This window comes from Streptococcus sp. 1621 (assembly GCF_013276615.1).
Classification (GTDB): domain Bacteria; phylum Bacillota; class Bacilli; order Lactobacillales; family Streptococcaceae; genus Streptococcus.
Map to the genome: position 1 here is coordinate 1 of NZ_VMLJ01000053.1, position 4,190 is coordinate 4,190.

At 41.5% G+C, this 4,190-nt stretch carries 4 protein-coding genes; all 4 read right to left on the bottom strand.

Annotated features, from left to right (window positions below):
• Positions 1–8: 8 nt before the first annotated feature.
• Complete coding sequence (locus HT697_RS09835) at positions 9–818, bottom strand: MBL fold metallo-hydrolase (protein WP_054384038.1); 810 nt, start codon at positions 816–818, stop codon at positions 9–11.
• Position 819: 1 nt separating this feature from the next.
• Positions 820–2,169 (bottom strand): cell wall metabolism sensor histidine kinase VicK, encoded by a 1,350-nt coding sequence (vicK, locus tag HT697_RS09840; protein WP_173218476.1) that lies wholly within the window; start codon positions 2,167–2,169, stop codon positions 820–822.
• Positions 2,162–2,866 (bottom strand): response regulator YycF, encoded by a 705-nt coding sequence (gene yycF / locus HT697_RS09845; RefSeq protein WP_050223087.1) that lies wholly within the window; start codon positions 2,864–2,866, stop codon positions 2,162–2,164. Before yycF ends, vicK begins: the two co-directional genes overlap by 8 nt.
• Positions 2,867–2,927: 61 nt before the next feature.
• On the bottom strand, positions 2,928–4,097 hold the full coding sequence (gene mutY, locus HT697_RS09850; RefSeq protein ID WP_173218474.1) for an A/G-specific adenine glycosylase: 1,170 nt from the start codon (positions 4,095–4,097) through the stop codon (positions 2,928–2,930).
• Positions 4,098–4,190: the final 93 nt, after the last annotated feature.

Here is a 4,190-nt window from a genome sequence, read left to right on the forward strand (position 1 = left end):
CTTCTTTTTTATATATCTGTCAATGGTGTTGCGGTATCTGGTGAGGTATCATAAACCTTAAAGTCTACTCCGACTCCCAGATCAGCTTGCGCTAGCTGATTGACCATGGTCATATGAGCCAACTCCTTGATATTGTTCTCCTTGGATAAATGCCCAAGGTAGATTTTCTTAGTGCGGTTTCCCAAGGTACGAATCATAGCTTCAGCACCGTCTTCGTTAGAAAGGTGACCGAGGTCAGATAGGATTCGTTGTTTGAGTCGCCAAGCGTAAGAACCTGCTCGCAAAATCTCTACATCATGGTTGGACTCGATAAGATAGCCATCCGCATTTTCGACAATTCCCGCCATACGGTCACTAACATACCCTGTATCTGTCAAAAGGACAAAACTTTTATCATCTTTCATAAAGCGATAGAACTGAGGTGCGACTGCATCATGGCTTACGCCAAAACTCTCGATGTCGATATCTCCAAAGGTTTTGGTTTTACCCATTTCAAAAATATGCTTTTGCGAAGAGTCTACCTTGCCAAGATACTTGCTGTTTTCCATAGCTTGCCAGGTCTTTTCATTGGCATACAAATCCATACCATACTTGCGAGCTAACACACCCACTCCATGGATATGATCTGAATGCTCATGGGTAATCAAGATGGCATCCAGGTCTTCTGGTTTGCGGTTAATTTCAGCAAGTAGGCTAGTAATTTTCTTACCAGACAAGCCAGCATCCACTAAAAGCTTCTTTTTTGGTGTTTCCAGATAAAAGGAATTTCCACTGGAACCCGACGCTAAAATACTATATTTAAAGCCTATTTCACTCATTCTAGTCTTCTACTTCGTCCTCCCATACTTCTTCTTTCACTGCATCCTTATCATAAGGGAGCACAATGGTAAAGGTTGAACCCTTACCGTATTCACTCTTGGCCCAAATAAAGCCATTATGTTGTTTGATAATTTCTTTGGCAATAGACAGTCCCAGACCTGTTCCACCTTGGGCACGACTTCTAGCACGATCCACACGATAGAAACGGTCAAAGATACGTGGTAAATCCTGCTTAGGAATCCCCAAACCGTGGTCAGAAATGGATAAAATCATCTGGTCTTCAGTTGTCTTCATTCTGACAGTGATTTTACCCCCATCTGGCGAATACTTAATAGCATTATTTAAAATATTATCAATCACCTGTGTCATCTTGTCTGTATCAATTTCCATCCAGATAGAATTGATAGGATAATCTCTCACCAGCTCATATTTCTTTTCTTTTTCCTGTCCTTTCATCTTGTCAAAACGATTGAGGATAAAGGTAATAAAGGCAGTGAAGTTTATCAATTCTACATCTAGGTGACTGGTCGCATTATCAATCCGTGAGAGATGGAGGAGATCCGTCACCATGCGCATCATACGGTTGGTTTCGTCCAGAGACACCTTGATGAAGTCTGGTGCTACAGTTTCACACAAAGCTCCCTCATCCAAGGCTTCAAGATAAGATTTCACGCTGGTTAAAGGAGTCCGTAACTCATGACTAACGTTGGAAACGAAGAGTCTCCGTTCGCGCTCTTCCTTCTCCTGCTCCGTCGTATCATGCAAAACAGCCACCAAACCTGAAATAAAGCCAGACTCTCGACGAATCAAGGCAAAGCGAACTCGAAGGCTCAGATATTCCCCATTGATGTCTTGGGAATCTAGCAACAATTCTGGACTTTGGGTAATCAAATCACGCAATTCATAGTCTTCTTCTATCTTGAGCAATTCCAAAATGCTTCTATTCAGAACATCTTCTTTAACCAGCCCCAGTTGCTTCTTGGCTGTATCGTTAATCATGATAATCTGCCCCCGACGATTGGTCGCAAGAACCCCATCTGTCATATAAAACAGGATACTATTTAGTCTCTTACTCTCTTGTTCTAGATTTTCCTGAGTGAGACGAATAACCTCCGACAAGTCATTCAAATTATTGGTAATATTGGTGATTTCAGACCCACCTTGCATATCAAGAACCTTGGAATAATCTCCTGCAATCAAATCTTTAACCTTTTGATTGATTTGCTTCAATCGCATATTATCACGTCTATTCTCTAGTAATAGAAGGGTCACAACAAGGATGAAACCTAACAAAATCAGGATAAAGATAAAATCTCTGGTAAAAATCGTTTGTTTCAGTAAATCAAGCATTATTTCTCATGTAATACCCTACACCACGGCGCGTCAAGATATACTCTGGTCGGCTGGGTGTATCTTCAATCTTCTCACGCAGACGTCGTACAGTCACATCAACCGTACGGACATCACCAAAATAGTCATAACCCCAGACAGTCTCAAGCAAGTGTTCGCGCGTAATGACTTGACCTGTATGCGATGCCAAATGATACAAAAGCTCAAACTCACGATGGGTTAAGTCTAGTTCTTCGCCATATTTTTTAGCCACGTAGGCGTCTGGAACAATTTCTAAATCCCCAATTTGGATAGGTTGAGGTTTACTTTCTGCTTCCTGCCCATCTACTGGCATAGGTTGAGAACGACGCAGCAAAGCTTTAACACGCGCCTGCAACTCACGATTGGAGAAGGGTTTTGTCACATAGTCATCTGCTCCAAGCTCTAAACCGATAACCTTATCAAATTCACTGTCTTTAGCCGACAGCATGATAATAGGTACACTACTTGTCTTGCGAATGGTCTTAGCAACTTCTAAACCATCAATTTCCGGAAGCATCAAATCCAGAATAATAATATCTGGTTGCTCTGCTTCAAATTGCTCTAGCGCTTCACGACCGTTAAAAGCAGTTACAACTTCGTAACCTTCCTTGGTCATATTAAACTTGATAATATCCGAGATTGGTTTCTCATCATCTACAATTAGTATTTTTTTCATATGTTCACCTTTTTCTCTACTATTATACCAAAAAAATAGCAAGAAGACACGATAGCTAGTCTTAGCTACTGTCTAAGTTGGCTTTTGCATAAGCCTGCCAGATTTTTTGTTGGGGTTTGGCAAGTGGGTAATCCTTGAACTCTTCTGGTGAAAGCCAGCGAACTTCCCTATCTGAAAAATCATGGAAGTCACTCACTTGACCTGCTACAATTTGAACATGCCATTTACGATGACTAAAGACATGCTTGACAGTCTCAAAATAAACATCAAGCCAAGCAACATCTAGGTCATAGTCCTGCTGGAAACTCTCTTCTGGACTTGGGCCAAAGTTCACGCTTTCTTCTGCAACCTGATGAAAGAGGTCAAACTGCTCTTCTTGCGAAAAGTCATCTACTTCTATCAAGGGGAAATGCCAAAAACCTGCCAATAGCTTTTCACTTTCATTTTTTTCAAGTAAAAATTGTCCTTGAGAATTTTTCACAACTAAGGCTTTAAGATAAATAGGAACTGGCTTTTTCTTGGGAGCCTTGATTGGATAACGGTCCATTGTGCCATTCTGATATGCCGCACTAAAGTCCTTAACTGGACTTTCTTCTGGTCTGGGATTTACAGGCGCCTCAATATCAGATCCCAAGTCCATCAAAGCTTGATTAAAGTCACCCGGACGATCCGGATCAATCAAGATTTCCATCATTGCCTGAAAAATTTTGCGATTACTTGGAATTCCAATATCGTGATTGACTTCAAACAGACGTGCCAAAACCCGCATGACATTACCATCGACCGCTGGCTCAGGCAAATTAAAAGCGATACTGGAAATGGCTCCTGCAGTATAAGGTCCAATTCCTTTCAATCTGGAAATTCCTTCATAGGTGTTTGGAAATTGGCCACCAAAGTCAGTCATAATCTGCTGGGCTGCAGCCTGCATATTACGAACTCGAGAATAATAACCCAAGCCTTCCCAAGCCTTCAACAAACGCTCTTCAGGCGCATTCGCCAAACTTTCCACTGTCGGAAACCAGTCCAAGAAACGTTCGTAGTAAGGGATAACTGTATCCACCCTAGTCTGCTGGAGCATAATTTCAGAGACCCAGATGTGATAAGGATTTTTACTTCTACGCCACGGTAAATCTCTTTTGTTTTCATCATACCAAGTGAGGAGTTTCTGACGAAAAGAAACAATCTTCTCCTCCGGCCACATGACGATACCGTATTCTTTCAAATCTAACATATCTCTAGTATAACACAGAAGACTCTAACTGTCCTTTTCCTAGTATTAAAAAGCCTCTTCCCAAGGGAAAGAGGACTGATACTCAATGAAAAT

What these genes read in the sequence shown, in the direction of transcription:
- mutY (WP_173218474.1), bottom strand. Translation starts at nt 4,097, where the DNA reads ATGTTAGATTTGAAAGAATACGGTATCGTCATGTGGCCGGAGGAGAAG.
- HT697_RS09835 (WP_054384038.1), bottom strand. Translation starts at nt 818, where the DNA reads ATGAGTGAAATAGGCTTTAAATATAGTATTTTAGCGTCGGGTTCCAGT.
- vicK (WP_173218476.1), bottom strand. Translation starts at nt 2,169, where the DNA reads ATGCTTGATTTACTGAAACAAACGATTTTTACCAGAGATTTTATCTTT.
- yycF (WP_050223087.1), bottom strand. Translation starts at nt 2,866, where the DNA reads ATGAAAAAAATACTAATTGTAGATGATGAGAAACCAATCTCGGATATT.